17 protein-coding genes and 1 riboswitch are annotated in these 17,550 nt (G+C 43.9%); of the genes, 4 read left to right on the top strand and 13 right to left on the bottom strand.

From position 1 onward, the window contains the following. The first annotated feature begins 2 nt into the window (after nucleotides 1–2). The 3 genes from ACMXI2_RS03980 (at nucleotide 3) to ACMXI2_RS03970 (ending at nucleotide 3,778) form a co-directional block, all read left to right on the top strand. The gene (locus ACMXI2_RS03980; protein WP_483780419.1) at nucleotides 3–719 is read left to right on the top strand and encodes a gamma-glutamyl-gamma-aminobutyrate hydrolase family protein; all 717 of its coding nucleotides are present in this window, start codon (nucleotides 3–5) and stop codon (nucleotides 717–719) included. Continuing rightward, entirely contained in the window at nucleotides 716–2,080 is a 1,365-nt protein-coding gene (locus ACMXI2_RS03975) for an aldehyde dehydrogenase family protein (protein WP_483780418.1), read from the top strand. Before ACMXI2_RS03980 ends, ACMXI2_RS03975 begins: the two co-directional genes overlap by 4 nt. 182 nt (nucleotides 2,081–2,262) lie before the next feature. Further along, a riboswitch (cobalamin riboswitch) is annotated at nucleotides 2,263–2,473 on the top strand. A gap of 174 nt (nucleotides 2,474–2,647) precedes the next feature. Next, a complete protein-coding gene (locus ACMXI2_RS03970; protein ID WP_483780417.1) occupies nucleotides 2,648–3,778 on the top strand; it encodes a DUF5074 domain-containing protein in 1,131 nt (376 codons plus the stop codon). A gap of 243 nt (nucleotides 3,779–4,021) precedes the next feature. Here the strand turns inward: ACMXI2_RS03970 and ACMXI2_RS03965 are convergent, their stop codons facing one another. From ACMXI2_RS03965 to ACMXI2_RS03930, 8 genes are all read right to left on the bottom strand, one after another. Next, a complete protein-coding gene (locus tag ACMXI2_RS03965) occupies nucleotides 4,022–4,225 on the bottom strand; it encodes a hypothetical protein (protein WP_483780416.1) in 204 nt (67 codons plus the stop codon). Between the two features lies 1 nt (nucleotide 4,226). Beyond that, nucleotides 4,227–5,042 carry an SDR family oxidoreductase gene (locus ACMXI2_RS03960; RefSeq protein ID WP_483780415.1) on the bottom strand — a complete coding sequence of 272 codons (816 nt, stop codon included), beginning with the start codon at nucleotides 5,040–5,042 and terminating at the stop codon, nucleotides 4,227–4,229. 134 nt (nucleotides 5,043–5,176) lie between these two features. Then, a complete protein-coding gene (locus ACMXI2_RS03955) occupies nucleotides 5,177–6,091 on the bottom strand; it encodes a helix-turn-helix domain-containing protein (RefSeq protein ID WP_483780414.1) in 915 nt (304 codons plus the stop codon). Nucleotides 6,092–6,128: 37 nt separating this feature from the next. Further along, entirely contained in the window at nucleotides 6,129–6,968 is an 840-nt protein-coding gene (locus ACMXI2_RS03950) for an SDR family NAD(P)-dependent oxidoreductase (protein ID WP_483780413.1), read from the bottom strand. 95 nt (nucleotides 6,969–7,063) lie between these two features. Further along, nucleotides 7,064–8,017, bottom strand: coding sequence for an alpha/beta hydrolase (locus tag ACMXI2_RS03945; protein ID WP_483780412.1), 954 nt, complete (start codon nucleotides 8,015–8,017; stop codon nucleotides 7,064–7,066). Nucleotides 8,018–8,283: 266 nt separating this feature from the next. After that, nucleotides 8,284–9,114 carry an SDR family oxidoreductase gene (locus tag ACMXI2_RS03940; protein ID WP_483780411.1) on the bottom strand — a complete coding sequence of 277 codons (831 nt, stop codon included), beginning with the start codon at nucleotides 9,112–9,114 and terminating at the stop codon, nucleotides 8,284–8,286. Nucleotides 9,115–9,133: 19 nt separating this feature from the next. Then, on the bottom strand, nucleotides 9,134–9,271 hold the full coding sequence (locus tag ACMXI2_RS03935) for a hypothetical protein (RefSeq protein ID WP_483780410.1): 138 nt from the start codon (nucleotides 9,269–9,271) through the stop codon (nucleotides 9,134–9,136). 16 nt (nucleotides 9,272–9,287) lie between these two features. After that, the gene (locus tag ACMXI2_RS03930; protein WP_483780409.1) at nucleotides 9,288–10,166 is read right to left on the bottom strand and encodes an oxidoreductase; all 879 of its coding nucleotides are present in this window, start codon (nucleotides 10,164–10,166) and stop codon (nucleotides 9,288–9,290) included. An 83-nt stretch (nucleotides 10,167–10,249) separates the two neighbouring features. Here ACMXI2_RS03930 and ACMXI2_RS03925 point away from each other — a divergent pair, with 83 nt between their 5' ends. Beyond that, nucleotides 10,250–10,633, top strand: a complete 384-nt coding sequence (locus ACMXI2_RS03925) for a winged helix-turn-helix transcriptional regulator (protein WP_483780408.1) — start codon at nucleotides 10,250–10,252, stop codon at nucleotides 10,631–10,633. 27 nt (nucleotides 10,634–10,660) lie between these two features. Here ACMXI2_RS03925 and ACMXI2_RS03920 read toward each other — a convergent pair whose 3' ends face one another. Genes ACMXI2_RS03920 through ACMXI2_RS03900 form a run of 5 tightly spaced genes read right to left on the bottom strand, consistent with a single transcriptional unit; the run spans nucleotide 10,661 to nucleotide 17,546 of the window. Next, nucleotides 10,661–11,743 carry a DUF2652 domain-containing protein gene (locus tag ACMXI2_RS03920; RefSeq protein WP_483780407.1) on the bottom strand — a complete coding sequence of 361 codons (1,083 nt, stop codon included), beginning with the start codon at nucleotides 11,741–11,743 and terminating at the stop codon, nucleotides 10,661–10,663. Between the two features lie 47 nt (nucleotides 11,744–11,790). Beyond that, the gene (locus tag ACMXI2_RS03915) at nucleotides 11,791–13,800 is read right to left on the bottom strand and encodes an alpha-amylase family protein (protein ID WP_483780406.1); all 2,010 of its coding nucleotides are present in this window, start codon (nucleotides 13,798–13,800) and stop codon (nucleotides 11,791–11,793) included. Beyond that, nucleotides 13,797–15,395: a solute:sodium symporter family transporter gene (locus ACMXI2_RS03910; protein WP_483780405.1), complete on the bottom strand. Its 1,599-nt coding sequence runs from the start codon at nucleotides 15,393–15,395 to the stop codon at nucleotides 13,797–13,799. The genes ACMXI2_RS03915 and ACMXI2_RS03910 overlap by 4 nt, the downstream gene beginning before the upstream one ends. An 11-nt stretch (nucleotides 15,396–15,406) precedes the next feature. Continuing rightward, nucleotides 15,407–16,423: a GntR family transcriptional regulator gene (locus ACMXI2_RS03905; protein ID WP_483780404.1), complete on the bottom strand. Its 1,017-nt coding sequence runs from the start codon at nucleotides 16,421–16,423 to the stop codon at nucleotides 15,407–15,409. Between the two features lie 49 nt (nucleotides 16,424–16,472). After that, entirely contained in the window at nucleotides 16,473–17,546 is a 1,074-nt protein-coding gene (locus tag ACMXI2_RS03900) for a UDP-glucose--hexose-1-phosphate uridylyltransferase (protein ID WP_483780403.1), read from the bottom strand. Nucleotides 17,547–17,550: the final 4 nt, after the last annotated feature.

Genomic DNA, 17,550 nt, shown 5'->3' with positions numbered 1-17,550 from the left:
CCATGAAGAAAAAGATAGGGATCAGCTACACGGAAGCCAGCTCCGCCAATTATGAAAACTGGTTTACACCCGAAGACCTGGGCGATGACCTCGAAGTGGTGATCCTTTCCTTTCTGCGTAATAATGTGGAAGATATTTATACCTGCGATGGCCTGGTGCTTACCGGTGGTGTGGATGTAATTCCTTCGCTGTATGGCGGCGCTGAAAACTATCCGCATCAGCCACATGAATTTTTGCCCGAAAGGGATGCCTTTGAAAAACGCATCTATGAGTACTCCCAACAGCAACAGCTGCCTGTGTTGGGCATCTGCCGCGGATTACAATACATCAATATACTCGAAGGCGGAAAAGTATATGAAGACATCGGCGAAGCCGCCAACAAAATTCATAAAAAAGATACCAGCGATAAAATACATGGGGTAAATATCCGGAAAGATTCCTTGCTGTACGCCGTTACCGGCCAGGAAAAAGGACAGGTGAACAGTGCGCATCACCAGGGAATCCATCCGGCTAAGCTGGGGAATAATATTATGGTGAGCGCCACCTCCGATACCAGCGATGAAATGATTGAGGGTATTGAATTCAAAGATAAAACCGGTAAAGGATTTATGCTTTGCGTGCAATGGCATCCGGAAAGAATGCCGGAGAAAGAAAGCAATCCGCTCTCCCAACAAATCAAAACACAATTTCTTCAAGCAGTTAGAAACCATACGAAATGAGAATCTTTAATCCTGCCACCGCACAAACCCTCGCCGTTCTCAGAGAAGATTCACTGGCAAGAGTAGTTGAGAAAACCGCATTACTCCGGCTGGCATTTGCCCACTGGTCGGCTAAACCACTGGCAGAGCGTATCAAAGTGATTGCCCGGTTCAACCAGCAGCTGGAAAAGAGAGTAGAGAAACTGGCGGGCATACTTACTTCCGAATCAGGAAAACCATTGCAGCAATCACGCAATGAAATCAACGGCGCCGTAACCCGGATCAACTGGATGCTGGAAAATGCAGAGAAATATCTGTCGGACGAATGGGTAACTAATACGGATACACTAAAAGAAAAAATCTCTTACGAACCACTTGGGGTTATCTGCAATATCTCTGCCTGGAACTATCCGTACCTGGTAGGCGTAAACGTTTTTATTCCTGCACTGCTGGCCGGTAACACCGTATTGTATAAACCCTCGGAATACGCTACCCTCACGGGTATGGAAATAGAGAAACTTTTCTATTACGCCGGTCTTGAACAAAATGCTTTCAAAATAGCCATTGGTGGAAAAGCTACCGGTGAAAACCTGATGGATCTTCGCGTAGATGGCTATTTCTTTACCGGCTCCTATAAAACCGGTAAATACATCTATGAAAAAGTAGCGTCCAGGATGTTGCCCTGTCAACTTGAACTTGGCGGAAAAGATCCGCTTTATGTAACAGACGATATCGAAGATATTGCAGCAGTAGCCGCAGCAACTGCCGATGGCGCCTTTTATAACAACGGCCAGAGCTGCTGCGCTGTAGAACGCATCTACGTACATGAAAAAGTATACGACGAATATGTAGCCGAATTTGTAAAGGCGGTTAAATCCTGGAAACTGGGATTGCCCACAGACGACGGCGTATACTTTGGCGCCATCACCAGGAAAGAACAATTAAAAGTACTCGAAAACCAGGTACTGGAAGCGCGCGCAAAAGGCGCCACCCTGAAACTTGGCGGCCATATCATTGTGCATGAAGGCAACTTCTTTGAGCCCACCATCCTCACAGATGTGGATCACAACATGAAAATTATGCAGGAAGAAAGCTTTGGACCAGTAATAGGCATCATGAAAGTAACCAGTGATAAAGAAGCCATCGAACTGATGAACGATACCGAGTACGGACTCACGGCTTCTGTATACTCCTCCAATGGAGAACGTGCGCAGGAAATCCTTTCACAGGTAAATGCAGGCACCGGCTACTGGAATTGCTGCGATCGGGTTACAGCGGGATTGCCGTGGGCAGGCAGGAAGCATTCAGGTTTTGGCGCAACGTTATCACACCAGGGATTAAGGGCGTTTACGAAAACAAAAGCGTGGCAGATGAAAGGATAAGTTTTATATAAATACTTTTTACTAAAGCGTGATGCGATTCAATATTGGTATCACGCTTTTTTATTGGGGCCACATACGGGCCATAAAGGGGCCACATACGGGCCAAAGAGGGCATAATGGGGTAACCCACCCCTTGAAACACTCCCCACCACTTCATTTTGGCATTTATGCCTAATTACCGTAGGTTTGCCTCCGCATTTGGTTCCGCCCGCGGCGGATTAAAAGGGAATCCGGTGTAAAACCGGAGCTATCCCCGTAGCTGTAATCCTGCATTTATCGTCAGATAAATTGTTTTTCCGGATGAACTCCATACCACTGTCTGCCTGCCCGGCAGATGGGAAGGTCCCGGAAAAGCAGGTAAGCCAGAAGACCTGCCTTTTGTAATTGATCATTCAACGCTTTCGGGTGAAATGCCATGAATGTAGGCCTGCCAGCCATTTATGCGCTGTTATTTTTTTCGTTTAGCCTTAGGCGTGATGCCGGGAGGATAACCGGTATTATGATCATTCTTCCAGGGTTTTTACCCCGGAGAAAAGTGCATTGTATTTTCTTAACAAAACAATAAATATGAAAAAACAGTTATTATCCTTTCTCTCTGCAGCATTAATGCTGTTTGTTGCTTCCTGTCAAAAAGATGATGCATTACAGCCTCTCGAACGCCAACGCACCAACGAAGCTGGTACCGGCAGCGTTACGGCATCAATAATCGCCGGTAAATACGGCAATGGATTCTTTATTGCTAACGAAGGATGGTTTGGTCACGGCACCGGCGACCTGCACTTCTACTCCTACAGCGGCGATAGTCTTGTTCCCGACATTTATCATGCAGAAAACCCCACAGGCGCATTGGGCGGCCCTTCCAATACGCTGCAGTATGCCACTGTATTCAACGGCAAAATGTATATTGTTGTAAAAGCCGGTGGACCACTGGTAGTAACAGATGCAGGCAGCCTCGTGGAAACCGGCCGCATCACTACCCTGCCTGGTAATGATGGTCATGCCTTTATTGGTGTGGATGCCACCCGCGGACTGCTGAGTGCAGGTAATGGCGTATACCCCGTTACGTTACCTTCCCTTGCAGTAGGCGCTAAAGTAACCGGTGTAGCCGGTTACACCGGTGATATGTTAAAAGCCGGCAGCTATATTTTTGTGTTGTCCCAAACAGATGGTATTGTTGCTTTAAACAGCACCACGTACGCTGTAGTAAAGAAATTCGGCGCGGCTAACCTGGCCTTTGCTGCCGGCAAAGATGGCGGCGTATATGCTACCAACTCCGATTCCCTGATCCGCATAGACCCCGCTACGTTGGCGCGCACTGCCGTGAAACTGCCTTTCACGGTATCGTCTCCGTGGGGAGCGTGGCGCCATGCGGCTATCACTGCCTCCACTACAGAGAATGCTGTTTACATTGTGCGCAACAATGGTTTTGCCGGTGGCACCCAATTGTACCGCTATATCATTGGCAACACAGCATCGCTTGCATCTCCTTTTATCACCCTGCCTTCCGGACAATATTTCTACGGCGCCGGCGCTGCGTATAACAAGGATAAAAATGAACTGGTAATGACCACGCTGAACGGCTCTTTCACCGGAGATGTGAACAGGGTGCTGATGTATGACGCCACTACCGCCACACTGAAAAAAACGCTCACTTACAACGGATGGTATTTCCCAGCCATGCCTGTATTTCATGAGTAGATAATGAAATAAAGAGAGGGTGCCTTTAAATTACTTTTAAGACACCCCTCTTCTCCTTTTGAAGCTTTGTAATAAAGCCAGCGCTTTTAGTTTCATTGCTTCCCAATTATTTATCCATTAATTCCCTTTCCATCTCCTCAATAGTAGGTAGTTGAGTTTTCAAATGATCTGGTATAATTTCAGAAAGCTCAAAGGAACTGATACATATAGGTTTATTCAAATCAAGTACTGACAAATAGGAGTTTAATTTACCGGCATACTCAAGTTGAAATTTTCCTGCCTTAACCCTCCCGATGTAATAAAACCATCAGAATTCTTATCATAGCTAATTTTTCCCACAATTCTATCGACTACAATTTTTCCTATTGCAGTTCCAACAGCTCCCATTTCATAAATAGCCCTTCCATTATTTAGAATTGAACCTGGCAGTCCTGCTATTACTTGCATTTTAAATTCCGAATTGTGTTTTTATGTTGTTCATAAAAGTTTCATCTTCCATCTTTTGTCTTTTCGACAAAAGCATTCTAGCGTCTTGTCCAATCACGTACCTCAGTTGATTTTTGCCGTCAGTTGAGGTTTCAAAAATAAACTGTGCAACTGCATCAGCAGATAAGGCGCTTTTGGACATTTCAGGCATTGCACTCATTAAAGCGCTTACCATAGGTTGATATTCTTGTATACTTTCATCGTTACAAAAATCAAAGGATCTTCCTCCAAAGTCTGTAGCAATGATACCCGGCTCAATGATTTTTACTTTAGCTCCAAATTGTTCAACCTCATAAAGCAATGCTTCTGAAATGCCCTCTACAGCATATTTTGTTCCGTGATAAAGCGTTCCTAAAGGAAATGCCATTCTACCCCCGGCCGATGAAATATTAATGATAAGTCCTTTTTTGTTTTTGCGGAAGTGAGGGAGAATGGCTTTTGTTACATCTAAAAGCCCGATTACATTAGTATTGAATTGCCTTTGAATTTTTTCCTTAGAAAACGTCTCTAAAGCTCCGTAAGCTCCATAGCCCGCATTGTTCAAAAGAACATCTATAGTTCCAAATTTTTGGATTCCATCGTGCACCGCCTGTTGTATAGATTCTATATCCAGCACATCTAATTTAGTAACCAATACATTCTCTTTCTTAGATAATTCTTCCTCTTTTTCCGGAGTTCTCATCGTTGCAATTACATTCCAACCTTTGGATGCAAATAATATCGCTGTTGCTCTGCCAAGTCCTGTAGATGATCCTGTGATAAAAATAGTTTTATTCATAAAATGATTTAATTACCCGAAACGCCCTCAGATTACCTAACCAGAAGTTAACCTTTAAACCTAATGGCTGTAACGCTGTCCGATTTAAGCTATTTAGCACTCAAATAAGCCGGTACAAAATGTGATACTCACATTTAGTTAAATGACTGACGGAATTCCAGCGGTGTAATATTCGTTTGTTTCTTAAAAAGCTTACTAAAAGACTGCGGATATTCAAAACCCAATTCATAAGCAATTTCACTGACCGTCATATTGGTAGAGGTCAGGATATATTTGGCTTTTTCAATTAGTTTATCGTGGATATGCTGTTGTGTGCTTTGACCCGTAAGGCTTCTAAGCATATCACTCAGATAATTGGCAGACATATTCAGTTCGGTGGAAAAATACTGGACGGAAGGTATTCCTTTTGACGAAAGATTATTTCCCTCAAAATAATCATTCATCAACTTTTCAAAGTTGATAAGCAATTCACTGTTTGCCGTTTTCCTTGTTATAAACTGCCGGTTGTAGAACCGGTTACAATAATTCAACAGCAACTCAATTTGTGAGATAAGTATGTCTTGACTATAAACGTCTATCCTCGAACTGTATTCTTTTCGGATAGTGTCCATTACTTCTTCAATAATTGTTGCTTCTTTGTCGGAGAGGTGAAGAGCTTCATGTACAGCATAAGAAAAAAAGCCAAACTGAGTAATCTTTGCGGCCAAAGAATAAGCCCTTATAAAATCCGGGTGTATTAGCATTGTCCAACCTTGTAAGTTCACGTTGTCTGCGAGTTCAGAAACAATGACCTGATTAGGTCCGTGGAAAACCATTGCACCTTCCTGAAAATCATAGTAATGCTGTCCATACCTCATCGTACCGGTATAATTTATTTTCCTGCTGATAGTATAGAAATCATAGGTTTTGCTTCTTAATTTCTCCTCAGAATAATTCTTAATATCTTCATGGTTAATCAAACTAATTAAAGGATGCTGTGGCTTTTCCACACCTAATAAGTCATGATATTCTGATATTGATTTGATATGGTAAGGCTTCTCTGTTTTCATATTGATTGGGTATTTGCAGAATACAATATTACTCCAGTTAATTTATTTCTAAATCTGTAGATAATGATATCTTTTTAAAGGCCTCAAACTCTTTCAAATCCCGTGCTCTTTTATCCATGATCATTTTAAAGCTGTCAGGTCCCAATATTAAATGAACCGGAGGATTTTCCATCTCGACCAGATTTACCAGTTCTGCAACCAGTTTTTCCGGATCACCGGGCTGCTTTCCAGCTCTTTCTGCGTAACTACTATATGTACTTGCACTTTCATAGTCAGTAATAGGATTCCTTGCATAATTCAAAGAACCTTCATCTAAAAAATTAGTCCTGAAAGACCCCGGTAATACCACTGTAGGCTTAATGTTAAGATGTTTCGCTTCTAAAGCCAATGCCTCTGTGAGGCCAACCATTGCAAATTTAGATGCTACGTAGCTACCGATATTCGGACCAGCGCAATACCCGGCAGCGGAGGCTACATTTATTATTCGCCCGGAACGCTGTTTTCTGAATTGTGTCATCGAAGCCCTAATCACATTTACCGTTCCGAACAAATTTACATCTAAAGCTTTTCTGAATTCTTCATCTGTTAATTCTTCCAAACTGCCAATAAATGAAAATCCCGCATTATTAACAGCAACATCCAGCCCTCCAAAATATTGGATTGTTTGATTAATTGCCTCTTTAACATCTTCGCTATTTGTAATATCCAATCCAAGTGGTAAAAAATGGTCACTTTCTATGCCAATGTTTGACTTTAATAAATTTGAATCTCTTGACGTTGCTGCAACCTTGTTACCTTTCTCCAATAATAATTTTGTGAGTAGCAAGCCCATCCCTTTTGAAGCACCTGTCACAAACCAGATTTTCCGATTGTTCATATTTACCTATTAATTTCATTAAATGAATTCTATCAGATTAAGATTTAATACTATAAAGTAGGATTGCACTATTTTAGCAATCCTACTGTACGCACCTAATGCTTCTTGAAAAACTCATCAACCTTATCCATTGCAGGATCAAGGAATTTGTCAATATCATACAAATCCATGTGTGATGCCCCTTCTATGACCACCCATTCCTTTTCTCCCGCCGCCATTTCATATACCTCTCTGTCCATGTCATGTGTAAATGCTTCGCTTCCCGCAATAACCAAAAATGGCGTAGTAAAATACTTTGCCTGGTTCATAAATACCCTTGCCGGATCAACAGGCAAACCTACAGTGGGATAATCAGGAGAATAGTTAGGGCACTTATCTTGCCCGGCTCTAAGGAAATAATACCCATATGCGTCTTTCATCGCTTTTGACGCACTATCAGGTGGGGGCAAAGGCATTCCACCAAAAATAGGTGCGGTTTCATATTCCCCGGTTTCATAATATTTCTGTTTAGCTTCTGCCGCTGTTTGCAGCATTTTGTCAAGAAGATCTTTCTGATAAGCCCCAAATAAACTGGCAGCTGCATCAAAATTACCAACCAATGTTGCTACTGCTTTTATCCGGGCATCTCCAATAGCTACATTACAGATATAAGGAGCACCAGCGCAGGCCCCAAGACCATAAAATCTGTCCCTGTCAACAAATTTCAGGGTTCTTAAAAAGCTTATTGCATCAGTGGTATTGGGAATCATATTATGCATGGATTCATAGTTTCTGATTTCTCCCTCACTATCGCCAAAGTTTTTCGGATCGAACACTAAGAAAGCATAACCTTTTGCTGAAAGCTTATTGCCATATGTTGCTCCGGTTTGCTCCTTCACTTGTGTACCCACACGGGTATAAATAACTGTAGGATACTTTTTTTGGCTGTCAAATCCTGTTGGTAAGTATAAATCTCCAGCTAATTTATAACCCTGGCTCATAAAATAAACCCTGTTCTTTCCTGCCTTTAACTGCTGATAATCTACAGTTATTACTTCTTGATTTTTCATTTTATTATTTTTTAAATTATTATTTAGGTTGCTTTGAGAAAATCCAATTGTAAACGCACATCATAATGCTTGCTGCAAAAAACACTATTCCGTCTTTTTTACATTCGTTCATATAAATAATCTCCTTCATTTCAGCACCCAATTATCATACATGTTCCCTTCATAAGATTTAATAATTTTCGCTTTTAAATTATAAACCAAAGTTGAGGAATATCAAGAAGCTGACTGTATCCAAATCTCTTAGAGTTGTGTTCAAATACAGGGTTTTATTCAAATCCGGTTGAGAGGCTCAACTCTTTCAATTGTTCCAGTTTTTCAAGTTGAGATTTGTAATAATTTACAGCTCTTTCGTAGGCATCTCCTCCCATCAGCAAATGCAAAGGAGCATCCTCCTTTCCCGCGGAATTAATTAAAACCTTTACCAATTTGTCGGGATCGCCCGGCTGCTGTCCGTTATATTGGTTCATTGCATCAACCAGATGTTGTGTGCCGTATGCTTCAATTTTATTCTGAGCTACCGGAAATGCTCCTAAAAAGTTTGTCCTGAAAAGTCCCGGTGAAACAATAGTCACTTTTACATTAAAAGGTTTTGCTTCCAATGCCAATGCTTCGGAGAATCCTATAACAGCTGATTTTACAGCATTATAACTACCTGCACATGCATCAGCAGAATATCCGGCAGATGAAGCAAAATTGAAAAAATGTCCGCTTTCCTGCTTGCGGAAATAAGGCATTACATTCCTGATTACATTTTGAAATGCAAATACATTTACATTTACAGATTGACGAAATTCTTTATCAGATACTTCTTCCAAAGCCCCCAAAAGCATATAGCCTGCGTTGTTTACCGCAACATCGATTTTACCGAATTTGGCAACCGTTTGTTCAATCGCTCTTTTGACATCATCATCGCTGGTAATATCAACTGTAAGTGCTAGTAAACCAGTACTTTGTCCTAGTTTTTCCTCGATTTGTGTCTTATCTCTCGAAGTTGCAGCAACTTTATACCCTGCGTCTAATAATTGCTTTACGAGTGCTAAGCCAAAACCATTTGAAGCTCCCGTTATAAACCAAACCTGTTCTCTTTGATTATTCATTTTAATATAATTTTTATTGTTAAAACACAACCACTTTAGCTACATCCTGCGGAAATCCCATACGACCTGATGCGCTGGCGATACCCGCACCTATACCTTTTGATGCTCCTGTTACAATGACCACTTTTCCTTCTAATTTTTTTCTTTGATTGTTCATTTAATTTACCGACGCTTTATTTCATGCTTAAAATCTGCTTTTGGGTTTCTTCAGAAGCCCACGGATTTTCCACATCTCCGAAATCGGTAGAAATACTTACGTGTTTCCATTTTTCTAATTCTGCCTTTCGTTGTATTTCCACAGCTTCCAGAATGGTAACCGCATCCGAGCCTAAAAGCAAATGCACAGGTGGTTCCGGGTGTTCTACCAGGTCAATAATCACCTGCGCTGCTTTATCCGGATTCCCCATAGGCTTAATTGTTTTCAGATAGTCTTTTAGCGGTTGTAAAACATTTTTGTAATCCCCGATCGGTTCAGCATAGGTCATGGAAGCTGCGCCCCAGTCCGTGCGGATTCCACCAGGTTCTATCGAAGTAACCTTGATGCCAAGATGCGCGACCTCCTGTGTTAAAACTTCCGTAAATCCTTGTAACCCGAACTTTCCTGCCTGATACATTGAAAAGCCAGCAGAACCTACTCTTCCGCCGATAGAGCTTACATTAAAAATGCTACCCGAACGTTGCCTGCGCATATAAGGCAAAACAGCTCGTGTAACATTTATAGGTCCATAAAGATTTATTTGCAGCTGACTTTCCATTTGTTCATCGCTAAATTCTTCAATAGCACCGGTAATGCCCACACCCGCATTGTTTACCAGGACATCAATTCGTCCGAATTTTTCAATGGTATCTTTCACCGCTTTATCAATTTGTGCTTTGTTGGTTACATCTACCGGCAATGCGATAATTTGATTGGGATATTGATTTACGAATACCTCTAACCGTTGAGGATTTCGTGCAGTTGCCACCACGTTATCTCCTTTTTTCAGTACAGCTTCTGTTATGCTTCTGCCCAACCCTCGTGAACTTCCTGTAATAAACCAAGTCTTTCTCATTTCTGATTAGTTTTTAATTGTGACTGTCAAAATTATCGATAAAAAGATATACATTTGATACTTGTATACAAAAGGATACTTAAATGAGTAAAAAAGAAGAATGGAATTTTGAGGATAAAATCAAATTCGTACAAGACACACAATATGTAATCGGTGGTAAATGGAAACTGCCTATTATTATTTCTGTTTATCACGGAAATAAAAGATTTAATGAAATTCTTTCATCGATTCCCAGAATAACAAATCGGGTACTATCGAAAGAATTGAGACACCTGGAAGAAAATGAACTGATTTCAAGAAAGGTTTACGACGATTATCCGGCAAGAATAGAATACACGCTTACTGATTATTGTCATAGCGTCACGGAAGTGTTAACATCTATGGAGAAATGGGGCAAGCAGCATAGAGAGAGAATTAAAAAGAATATGCCTGCGTCAATGCATAGGACTGGGGATTTAATACAATAGCCAATTAATCCGGGTATTACCCTCTTATTAAAAATCAAGCGGCAATACCATATTCATTACAACAGGTTCCAGCTTTTCGAGCGATTGCTGTAAACCGGCTTCCATCTTTTTTTTCTCCGTGAGCCGGAACAAAGATTGCCGTATAAAATTTTTAGGGAGATAATAATCGATCGTCAACCGGCTTCTCCGGTCTGTTATCCTTTCAACCGTATAGTAGAAAGCGTTATGCCGCTTCTCATCTGTTTCACTGAATAACACCTTTTGTTCGGGATTGTACGAAAAGCTGCTGGTATACATGATCACATGTTTGCCGTTATCCATCACATGACGGTGACGACTACCTACACCGGGCAGAAAATGTTCTACCTCATCTATTGCGCTCACGCCTGTTTGCCACAGGTGCCTGAATTCAAAATGCACCACGGTATAGATAAGCGTTTTAATATCCGTGTCAAATTCTCTCGACACAGAAATCATTTTCGTTTTGTTATTAAGCTCTATCTGTGGATCAGGATCAGGTGGCAGCCCATTACGCAGTTCACTTAAATGGGTGTAGTGGAAAGGAATAGCGCCTGTTTCTGTTTGTTTGGTACTGGCATCCCATGTCATCCATTGTGCCAGTCCTTCCGGCGGTTCATCGTGCAGCAGGTTGTCTGTTACCAGCCAGTATTCATGTTGTTCAATATCATTTTTCAGCAGCTGGTGCGCTACAATCACATCTTTCCCTATCAGCTTACTGAAATTTTTCACCTGGTAGGTGGTGAACTCGCCGTAGTGGGTAATTACCTTCAGGGTGAGGTCAATAGCGGATACACATGCTTTGCACTGGCAAATTTTACGGTGGTTGTAGTTGACCAGGTACCGGTGAAATTCGCAGAACATCTTTTCCACCTGCTTATACAGTACTTCCAGCTCCGGCGGGGATCCAAACTTATAGAAGAGGATGGCGTCACCTTCAACTTCAGACACTTCCAGGCCCGACTGATTAGCGTTTATCAGCAGTTCCAATAATTGCTGGATAATATGGCGGCTGTGCTCAATCTCTATTTCATTCACAAAACGGGTAAAGCCACTTATATCCGGAATAAAAAGCAGCCCTTTGTTTTCCATTTTTTTTATTAAAGTTAGAGATAAAATAGCACATGGCCGCTCTTCCATTACTTCTTTTCCAGCCGGAAGATCATGGCGTCTGCCGCATCTGCCGTTATATGGATCTTCCCTTTCTCTACAGATATTTTACCGGAGAATAATTCTTTACAGAGATATTCCCCGCTGCCAAGCCCAAGCTGGCTAAAATCAGCTTCGAAGGCGGCGGGATGCTTGTTGTAGTTTACCACGGCCAGGTAGGTAAAACGGCCGCTGTTGTGTATAAACAGGCTGGACGGCGTTTCGCCGGTGTGATGATCTACCGGAACAAAACCATTTGGCAATTGTGCTGCTTCCAGCACATCGTGGTTTTGCAGCAGTTGCTGCGCCACGCCGGAAGCGCTGCTGTACGCGGAGTAGTCGTCGCCGGTAATAACGGTGCCGGTAACGATGGCAGAGGTAAGGCGGGCCCTGTTTTCACCGGGAGCGGCGCCTGCAAACACCACGTGATCTGCATCCGTAAAATCGTACACTTTATTTTGCCACCAGCCCAAACTGGTGGCGTTGAGGGTATAAGCTGTTTCATCAATATTTTTAAAAGCATCGCAGGCAATACGGCGCATATGCACATACCTGCCGGTGGCCATACCCGGCGAAATGGCGGCGTATACCAGCATCTTGCCATCCAGCTGATCTACGAGGAACTCCATGCCTTTTTTGAAAGCCTGCATGCCCGTATGCACGGAAGGATCATAGTACTTATCTGCTTCTATAGCCGCATGCCCGATAAAGTCAATCTTAATCATTTCAAAGCCGGTTTCTTTGAACCGTTTGATGAGATAAGCGATGCGGTCGCGGGTAGCGGGATGGGTAGGGTCCATCGCGCGGGCGCCGTCAAAATCGTGGTATTGCCCGTTTACTTTTGTCCAGGTTTCCTCATAATTATAACGGCTTCCTTCTACCACGCGGGAGGATTTGGACCAGTCTACAAATGGCGCCCAGTAAATGCCGGGCTTACATCCGCGCTGTTTGCAATATGCCACAAATTCTTTCAGCTGGCTGAAATCGCTGGTCATGCCGCCTTTGGTCATGTTATCCCAATAGGAGTCGAGATCTATGTAGATGCTGCCGTCTTTACCACGGAATGTTTTACAGGAGTCTGCAAAAAAATCGACAACCTGTTTGGCTTTAGCCAGATTTAATTTCGTTTGCATGCTCCCCCAGCTATTCCAGCCCAGCGGCTTTGCCCCGGTCCATTCAAAAATATAGCGGGGTTCGGCGAGGCGGTTAGCGCTGCCATATTGCTCCATGCCTTTGCGCCAGTTAGCTGCCGGCAGCACCAGGATCTTCGGGGAGCTGCACAGGGTATCGCCCTGCGTAACGATGCCATGTGGTATTTTATCGCGGGTAACAAGACTATCAGTCCACCCGGCCACCACAGAAACGTGTGAATTTTCCACCTTTACCCCTGTTTTCCAGTTGCTGTGTTCTACCGAGCCGAGTATGAGCCCGGCGTTGGTAAGACTGTCGTACAACGCGGTAACCTCTGAACTGGTAAATGCCCGGCCTTGTTGGTCCGCTACACGGTACCTGATCCAGGCATCATTATCAAAAGGAACCACTACCCCGCTGGTATACATGGCTGCTTCTCCTGTTAAAGGGCTCATCGCCCGGGAACGTGCGCCCTTTCCCTGCAGGGTGAGCGAAGTATAAAAACCATCTTTCCCTTTATATACATAAAATACCTGCTGTTTTTTTATGCCGTTACCGGCAGAAGTAATCACATACCGGGTACCTTCTCCCATTCCGTCTTTTATGCGGGAACTCGCAAAAGTGCGGGGAACCGTTAGGGTATCGGGTTCACCGGCATCTTCATAAAAAGCAAATGCGTTGCGGATCACTTCTTTCTTTCCGGTCCAAACGGAGTAAGTGCCTTTGCGTAAATCGTAGGCGATGTAATTGTTTTTCCCGAAAGAAATATGTTTCACATGAGTGGCCTCCTGCGCGTGTAACGGCGTTAACAGGCAAAGCATTCCTGTAACAGATAAAAAGTATCTGCACCAGATCAGAGCGTTATTCATTTTGCAAGTCCTAGTGGTGAAAAGATGATAAATAGCAACACCATTAATATCAGTAAGGCAGCGCTGTACCAGTGCCGGTTTTTCCAGGGCTTCACGGATACCACCGGGATGACTGCCGGCTGATAAGGTACTGCCATTGGTTTTATTTTGCCGATGATCAGCATCAGCACCGCCGTTACTACAAAGGTGATCGCCAGCAGATGCAGATAATGGATACCGGTATCAAATACCCATTGCAGTAATACGTTTACGGCCAGGAAAAATACCAGTCCCGCTTTGGCCGCCACCGGCGGAACATGCCGGGTAGCCATACCCACCACCATGATGGTAAAAATGGGGATGCTGAAAAACCCCGCCAGCATCTGGATATAATTATAAAAGCCGCCTTTGAACAACATGATAAACGGCGCAATGATAATACCCGACAACAATACCAACACCTGGAAAATACGGGTTCTGCTGATCAGTTCTTTATCCGTTACGCTGCCTTTGCGGGCTATCATGAAAGGCTTATATAAATTCATGGTGAACAAGGTACCTACACTGTTCAGCCCCGCATTAAAAGTGCTGAGCGCCGCGCCAAAAACAATGGCCGCAATTAAACCGGTGTATACCGGCGGCAACACATCTGCCGCCATCCTGGGAAATACTTCCGCCGTTGCCTGCGGATGGATGTACAGGTGTACGGCAATGAGACCGGGGATATTAAGCATAAGCGGCGACAATAACTTACACAAACACGCCAGCGCAATCCCTTTCTGGCTTTGCTCCAGGTTCACGGAACCCAGCGCCTGCTGCACAATAAACTGCTCCATGCCCCAGTAGTAAATATTCACCAGCAACATACCGGTAAAAATGGTGCTGAAAGGAATCGCATCGTGTGCCGAGCCGATGGCATTTAAATGACCGGTGTGGCTTCCAAGTACGGTTAGCAGCCCGGTTTCCGCATCGCCATGCCCCAGGTATTTAAACCCGAAATAAGGCAGCAGCAATCCGCCGATGAGCATACCGCCGCCGAGCAACGTGTCGGAGATACTGATCACCTTTAAACCGCCCAATACATTATAGAAAAAGCCCGTGATGCCTATCAGGCAGGCCAGCATCCAGATGGTGGACCAGTAGCTGATATGCAACAGCTCATTCAGGTGAAAGATACCGTTAAAGGCCACCGCCCCGCCATACAATACAGCGGGGATCAGGTTTACGAGATAACTGAGCAGGAAAATAACGGATACTATTTTCTTGGTGCCGCTGTCATACCGTACTTCGAGAAAATCCGGCGTAGTAACGGCGCCAATCCGCAGATAAATGGGCATCAGGAATTCGCCTACCAGCAACATCGCAAATACAGAGGTAACACCCCACGACATAATAGACATGTTATTGATGAAAACAGATTCGTTTTCACCAATAAACTGGTTGGCGCTGATGTTGGTCATGATGAGCGCACCGCCTATTACCAGCCAGTTTAAACTACGGCTGCCAAGAAATACGTCGGCGGCGGTTTTCAACTGGTGCCTTCTTGTAATGTACCACGACAATACCGTCATGAGCACCACGAAAAAAGCAAAGCTTATAATAGTAGAAAGTGGCATTAATAATACAGTTACAAAGATTTTCTTCTTATCAGCACGGTAGGCAGTACTTCCTGGATCTTCTCCCGGTTCAGTACAAAAACGGCTGCCTTCTCCGCCATCAGTTTAAAGTCCGTGGAGTAAGTGGTGATACCGTTGCAGATAATTTCCTTTACCACATCATCATTGTGAGATAAGATGCCCACATCCTTTCCAAGCGTCATTTTCTTTCCCACACAGTCTTTCAGAATGGCCCACAACTCCGTATTATTGATGGTGTAATATACTTTTCCTTTGGCAACCGTGCCCGGTACATATTCCGTTTTAATAACACCGTTGATCTTACGATCTTTTATAAAACGCTTAAATGCCTTCAGTATTTCTATCGGCGTATCGGTAGACGGCCGGTAATAAAAGATCATTTCATCAAACTGCCGGATGGTATCCGTTAACGTGGTGAATGCCCGGTAGGAAGATTCCCCGAACTCCTGCACAATGTAAGAACAATCTGCCTGTAACGGCTCGTACCGGTCAATCATCAGGAATTTATCCATTGGCAGCCCCCGCAGGATCTCCGCTGTTTTCGGATGAGGGATAGGCGCTACCACATACATCCCGTAGCGGCCCTTTACGGAAGCTACAATGCTTTCAAATACCTCGATGTTGTTATGATGGAAGAATACATCCAGCTGGATATTTTCACCAAGATGAGCCCGGAAGGTTTTATAAAATGTTTCCTGGAAAGTATCAAACGCAAATAACAGCAACGCTACTTTCAGCTGCTGCCCGGTATCGTCGCTGCTCACAAAAAAACCTTTCCTGTTTTGCGACGCCACAATCCCTCTTTCCACCAGTTCCTTATAACCTTTGGCAATCGTTTCCCTCGCAAATCCAAGCTCCCCGATCAGGTTATTCACAGAAGGCAATGAGTCGCCTCTCGACAACAACTTTGAGTTGATGGCATTGATGATACCCTGAACAAATTGTTCATGTTTAGAAAGGCCCGGAATTCCGTCCAGTTCATGTATCTGTTCGTATACGTCCTGCATGTAAGGGAAAATTGATCTGGAATTAACTGTACTACACTATCCTACTAAGCTATTGTGTTTTTTCTACACTTACAACTTTTTGCAGAGAATAGTGCGTTTCAGGCAGCGATTGTAACTTCCTGGCAGCCCATTCCGGTGTAATGTCCCGCTGCGGACTGGCCAGCAGCTCATATCCCACCATAAACTTTTTCACGGACGCAGAACGTAGCAGCGGCGGATAAAAATGCATGTGCCAGTGCCACTCCGGATGATCGCCCGAATTCACGGGCGCCTGGTGCATACCGGCGGAGTAAGGGAATGAAGTTTCAAAAAGATTATCATATTTTATGGTCAGTCTTTTTAAAATATCCGCTAACGCCTGTTTCTCTTCTTCATTAAAATGCAGCAGATCCGGTACATGCCGCTTGCTGATGATCATGGTTTCAAATGGCCAAACCGCCCAGAAGGGCACCAATGCCACGAAGTGATCATTCTCACAAACAATCCTTTCCTGCTTTTCCAGCTCCAGGGCCACATAGCTTTGCAGCAGGCTTTTGCCCGTAGCTGCATAATATTTTTTCTGGTGAGATGTTTCCTTGATCAGCTCCGCCGGTAAATCGCTGGTTGCCCAGATCTGTCCGTGTGGATGAGGGTTGCTGCACCCCATGATGTCGCCTTTGTTTTCAAAGATCTGGATATACTTTATATCCGTATCCGCAGAAAGCTGGCGGAATTCCTCCTGCCATAACGCGATCACTTTCCGGATGTCTGCAACTTCCAGCAACGGCAGCGTGAGATCGTGCCGCGGAGAAAAACAGATCACGCGGCAGGTACCTTTCACACCCCGCGCATGTAATAAGCTGTCGGTCACATCAGCGCCTGCAGGGGTATCTGCCATCAGTGCGCCGAAATCATTGGTAAATGCAAAAGGCTCCGTGTAAGCAGGGTTCTGATCCCCGCCCATCCTGCTGTTGCCCGGGCATAAATAACAGGAGGCGTCGTACTCCGGCAACGGGTCTTTGTTTACTTTCTCTACTTTGCCCTGCCACGGCCTTTTGGTACGGTGTGGCGATACCAATACCCACTCGCCCGTTAAGATATTTAACCGCTGGTGGGGATGTTCTTCTAACTGGAATTTGTTCATAGAT

The organism is Chitinophaga sp. G7 BAM 1005 (genome assembly GCF_057126945.1).
This window is presented reverse-complemented; position numbering and strand designations above follow the sequence as displayed.